6 protein-coding genes and 1 pseudogene are annotated in these 4484 nt (G+C 61.3%); all 7 read right to left on the reverse strand.

Going from position 1 to position 4484, the window contains the following annotated elements:
- Positions 1-596, reverse strand: a pseudogene (locus tag AC6RA8_RS21435) (photosynthetic reaction center subunit M); the annotation flags it as partial.
- Between the two features lie 4 nt (positions 597-600).
- Positions 601-1464, reverse strand: coding sequence for a photosynthetic reaction center subunit L (gene pufL, locus AC6RA8_RS21440; RefSeq protein ID WP_189371630.1), 864 nt, complete (start codon positions 1462-1464; stop codon positions 601-603).
- A 143-nt stretch (positions 1465-1607) separates the two neighbouring features.
- Positions 1608-1766 carry a light-harvesting antenna LH1, alpha subunit gene (pufA, locus tag AC6RA8_RS21445; RefSeq protein WP_189371632.1) on the reverse strand — a complete coding sequence of 53 codons (159 nt, stop codon included), beginning with the start codon at positions 1764-1766 and terminating at the stop codon, positions 1608-1610.
- 9 nt (positions 1767-1775) lie between these two features.
- Positions 1776-1931, reverse strand: a complete 156-nt coding sequence (gene pufB / locus AC6RA8_RS21450) for a light-harvesting antenna LH1, beta subunit (protein ID WP_039688894.1) — start codon at positions 1929-1931, stop codon at positions 1776-1778.
- Positions 1932-2117: 186 nt separating this feature from the next.
- Positions 2118-2348 carry a cytochrome PufQ gene (pufQ, locus tag AC6RA8_RS21455; protein ID WP_500355734.1) on the reverse strand — a complete coding sequence of 77 codons (231 nt, stop codon included), beginning with the start codon at positions 2346-2348 and terminating at the stop codon, positions 2118-2120.
- Complete coding sequence (bchZ, locus tag AC6RA8_RS21460; RefSeq protein ID WP_500355736.1) at positions 2345-3835, reverse strand: chlorophyllide a reductase subunit Z; 1491 nt, start codon at positions 3833-3835, stop codon at positions 2345-2347. Before bchZ ends, pufQ begins: the two co-directional genes overlap by 4 nt.
- A 133-nt stretch (positions 3836-3968) precedes the next feature.
- Positions 3969-4484 (reverse strand): nitrogenase component 1 (locus AC6RA8_RS21465; RefSeq protein WP_500355737.1); only part of this gene is annotated, 516 nt, incomplete at its 5' end.

Here is a 4484-nt window from a genome sequence, read left to right on the forward strand (position 1 = left end):
AGGTTGCCGTAGCGGATCGAAAACGCCGTGGTCCAGTCGAGGTGCGGGAAGATGCCATACGGCACGGCCTCGCTCCACGATCCCATCAGGACCGGGCGGAACAGACCCAAGACAAGGAACAGCCACACGGCGGACGCAAAGGCCCAAAACACGTGCTTGCCCATCTTGTGCTCTTTCGCCAGCAGGTAGCTGCGCAGCAGCCAAGTCATCACCGACACCAGCAGAAAGAAGCTAGCGATGATGTACCAGCCGCCCTCATCCAGTGGGGGCATGGACAGCCCGTATTCCGGCGATGGCGGCTCAAGCGCCAGCCAGAACAGTTGGCGGATGAACTCAGGGATCGAGAAGCCGACCTGGCTCAGCATGTTGATGCCGACCATCACGAACCAGATCAGGCCCGTCGCCAGCGACACCATGCCGGTCCAACCCAGATAGATGGGTCCGATCTGCGCATTGCCGATCCAACCAGCGAGGGTCGAGAACCAGGGCTTGCCGCCCCGCTCGGCCATCATCTCGCCGCTGTCATCCATACCCCACTCGGGTTTCCCTTGGACTTGGACCTGGGTGAAGATGTTTTGATATTCGATGTTGAACATGCCCTTACCCTCCAAAGCCGGATTGATAGACGGGCAGCGGATCAGCGCCCCAGATGGGCAGGTTCAGCCACCAATTCCACCACTCGGGCCAGCCGGACGTCCAGACGGGGCCAGAGATGATGATGCACACCGCGCTGAAGAAGACCGCGTTGATGGCCAGCAGCCAGCCCAGACGGTGAATGCCAAGCGTCCCGATCGAATAGCCGATGAAGTCACGGAAGAACGTATCCTCGTGATCTGGCGTCTTGGCCAGTTCGCCTTCTTCGGGGTTGGCGGCGGACAAGATCAGCGCCCCGTGCAGCGCCAGCGCCAGCGTGGTCGTGAAGAACAGCGTGACGGCCAGCATATGTGCGGGGTTGTAGTGGAAGTGCAGATACGCGTAGCCAGTGTTGCTCACCCAATCGAGGTGGCTGAAGATCCCGTATGGGAAGCCATGCCCCCACGCGCCCATCAGGAAGGGGCGGAAGATCACCAGCGTGACATAGGCCAAGATCGCAAAGCTGAAGCCGATGGGCACATGGTACCCCATGCCCAGCTTGCGGCAGATCTCAACCTCGCGCAGGGCCCAGCTGATGAACGCGCCCGTGGCACAGATCGTGATGATCTGCCACAGCCCGCCTTCCAGCAGGGGCGCCATGCCCAGACCATAGCTCAGGTCCGGCGGCGCGATGTTGATCAGCCATGGATTGAAGGTACCCTGTTGGGATGCGCCCCAGAAAATCAGGATAGTGCCCAGAAGGGCGAAAAAGGCGGTCGTGACCCCGAAAAAGCCCACGTAGAATGGACCGACCCAGAAGTCGAACAGATCGCCGCCGATCAGCGTCCCTCCGCGGACGCGATACTTTCGTTCGAAGGACAGCAAGGCCATCTCTCTATCTCCGCGTTTGGCGGCGCGGCCCGGGTCGGGTCGTCAGCCGTCTTGGTAGTGTCAGAATGGGTTTGCTGCGGGCAGGCGGGGGCGCACTGAAAGCCCCGCCCGCAGCGATCTTGATGATCCCTTCGGACCAGCTCTTACTGGGCGCCTTGGGCAGCCAGCTCGAACCAGTTGAAGTGCTCCGTGCTCAGCAGGACGAGGTGAATCATCGCTGCCAGCAGGAACAGAAAGACGCCTTGCGCAACGAACACGCGGCGAGGATCAAAAATGAGCCAGATCTTGTAGAACTTTGCCATGTCTTGTCCTTACCAACCGTTCGCGAACCAGGGACGCCAGATGTACGTTGCCAAGTGAGCGACAACGGCCACGGCTGTGAAAAGCCAGAGCCCGCTCATGTAGACAGCGTGCAATTCTTGCGCCTGCTCGTCTGTAAGACCTGTAAAAGACAGGTTTTCAGCCATAGTCATTCCTCCGGAAATCAATGCTGACGCCGCGCACCCCGCGGCCGGGTCCTTTGGGGTCACCCCCTCCGGGCTCTGTCCACCTGCAGGCAGGCGTCCAGTCTCGTGTCTCGGCAGGCGCACACAGGCCGAGGACGTCTCTTGGTCCACGCAAACGCAGACCCGAAGTTATGTTTGTGACGCGGCTCACGCGTTAAAGATCATCGGCGTGATGATCCGCGCCTGGGTCCAGGCCCGGGCCATCGGGCCCTTGTCGGTAAAGCTGCGCGACTTGATCGCGGCCAGCGCCCAGGTCAGGCAGGCCAGCGGCAATGTCGCCACAAAGATGATCGCGAAATAGACCATGAACTCGGTCTTTACGCCGTTGCGCTTTTTCGCACTGGCCGCTGGGGCCATGTTCGATGTCATGTCAGTCATGCTGTTCCTCCCTCGGAAACGTTGTCTGACGACCCGGCCAGAACCGGATCAAGAGCGCGCACAGTTTCGATCACAACCCGGTCCGCACCGCTGGCGAGGGCTGCTTGCTCAGCCGCATCGCGCAAGGTCTTTGCCGCGGAAATCCGGGTCAGGATGGGGTGCTGGGCCACGATCTGGTCCAGCATGGCCTGCGCGTCTTCATCCCATGGGAAGTCACGGCGCAGGGTCGTCGGGGTCGCCTCGGCCGCATCCATATCGGTGGCCAGGGGCAGAATGTGAAAGAGTGCGTCAAAGAGGCCATTACAGACTTCTTGAATGACGTAGGTTGCGCCCGCATATCCCATAAATGGGGTACCCGTGGCCCGGCGAATGGCAGCGCCGGGAAAAGACGCAGGTATGAATGCAGGGCTTGGGCCGTGTCCGCCCTTCAGCTCCGCCAGATACATCTTTTCATTGATGGACCCAAAGACCACCAGGGGACGCTTCTGGCCCATCCAGGCGCGCACTTCCTCGTTGTTGGTCTTCTTGCCCGCCACCCGGGCGGTGGCAAAGGCACAGGGCAGACCCATGTCCTCTTCAAGGAACAGACGCAGGCCCCTTGCATAGGTTTCGTTCGCCACAACCGCAAAGGATGCGGTGGCAAAGAAGTCCTGTGTGACAGACCGCCAAAGGTCCCACACAGGTTTGAGCGTCGAATGCTTTTCGCGCTCGATAAAAGGTTCGGGGTCGAGGCCCACCAGGTTCCCCAGTGCGCGCAGGAACTTGGTGGTACTCTCGACCCCTATCGGGGCTTGTAGATACGGCTTGGCAAGAAGCTCGCTCAACCCGCGCCCGAACTCGCGGTACATGCAGATGTTCACATCCGCATTCACCAGATTTCGCATGTCGGCCACATGGGCACCCAAGGGCATCACCATGTTGACCTCGCAGCCGATCCCTTCGACCAGCCTGCGGATCTCGGCCAGATCGGATGGCATGTTGAAGGTGCCATACATCGGACCGAGGATGTTAACGCGAGGACGCGCACCTTCCTCGCGTTTCTTCTCGGGCGGCATCCGACCCTTGGTCATACCGAATTCGGTAAAGATCCAGGTCATCGCCCGATCCGCCGCTTCCCACTGATCCTCATCAATGGTGCGCGGCAGGAATCTCTGAATATTCGTGCCCTGAGGGGTGACACCCCCGCCGATCATCTCGGCAATGGAGCCGGTTACAACAACCGCAGGCAATGCCGGGTCCAACGTGCCCCAGGCCCGCTTCATGGCGCCCTCGGTGCCATCACGGCCCAACTCTTCCTCGCCCAGACCGGTGGTCACGATGGGCAATTCATGCGGTGGCAGTGCGTCGGTATAGTGCAGAACAGACGTCACCGGCAGGTTCTCGCAACCCACCGGGCCGTCGATCACACATTGCAGCCCCTTCACGGCGCAGAACGCGTACACCGCGCCCCAGTATCCCCCGGCCCTGTCATGATCCGTGATCAGCATGTCCGACCCTCCCGGACATGAAGCGCAAGGGCATGGCCGCGCCGCGGGGTGGGCAGTATGCCCGCCCCGGGGGGGCGGTGCGGGCATGCCCGGCCTATCGACCGGGCGCAGGATATGTTCCACGTGCCGCGCACTAAATCATCTCCGCCGCTTTCGCGGCCTTGGCTTGGCGTTCCAGCTTCTTCAGGTTCTGCGCCCGGAAATCAGGCCGCGTATTCGGCGCACCTTCCCAGACACCCGCCGTATCGCCCTCGCCCACACCTTCAAAGAAGGCCTTCATATGATCCATGCGCCCCTTGTTGGCGATGGCGGCATTGATGACCTGTGCCAGCGATCCAGCACCCGCCACACCCATCAGGGGCCGGGCCGAAATCAGGTTGGTGAAATAAAGCCCGGGAATACCCAGCTCCTTGGCCTTCTGCACAACAGGCGTCGTGCCGATGGCGAGGTCCGGCTGCACCGCCTCCATCGCGGCACAATCATCTTCCAGTGACGCGCGGAATTTCACCTTCACGCCCTTGGCCTCAAGCCATGCCTGATCGTCGGCATTCCACGGCGTGCGCGGACAGGCTGTGCCCACGTAAGGCACCTCCGCCCCGCTCTCGATCAGCAGACGGGCGACCAGCAACTCGGACCCTTCATAGCCCGA

Source organism: Tateyamaria sp. (assembly GCF_059783535.1).

What these genes read in the sequence shown, in the direction of transcription:
- pufQ (WP_500355734.1), bottom strand. Translation starts at nt 2,348, where the DNA reads ATGACTGACATGACATCGAACATGGCCCCAGCGGCCAGTGCGAAAAAG.
- pufA (WP_189371632.1), bottom strand. Translation starts at nt 1,766, where the DNA reads ATGGCAAAGTTCTACAAGATCTGGCTCATTTTTGATCCTCGCCGCGTG.
- pufB (WP_039688894.1), bottom strand. Translation starts at nt 1,931, where the DNA reads ATGGCTGAAAACCTGTCTTTTACAGGTCTTACAGACGAGCAGGCGCAA.
- pufL (WP_189371630.1), bottom strand. Translation starts at nt 1,464, where the DNA reads ATGGCCTTGCTGTCCTTCGAACGAAAGTATCGCGTCCGCGGAGGGACG.
- bchZ (WP_500355736.1), bottom strand. Translation starts at nt 3,835, where the DNA reads ATGCTGATCACGGATCATGACAGGGCCGGGGGATACTGGGGCGCGGTG.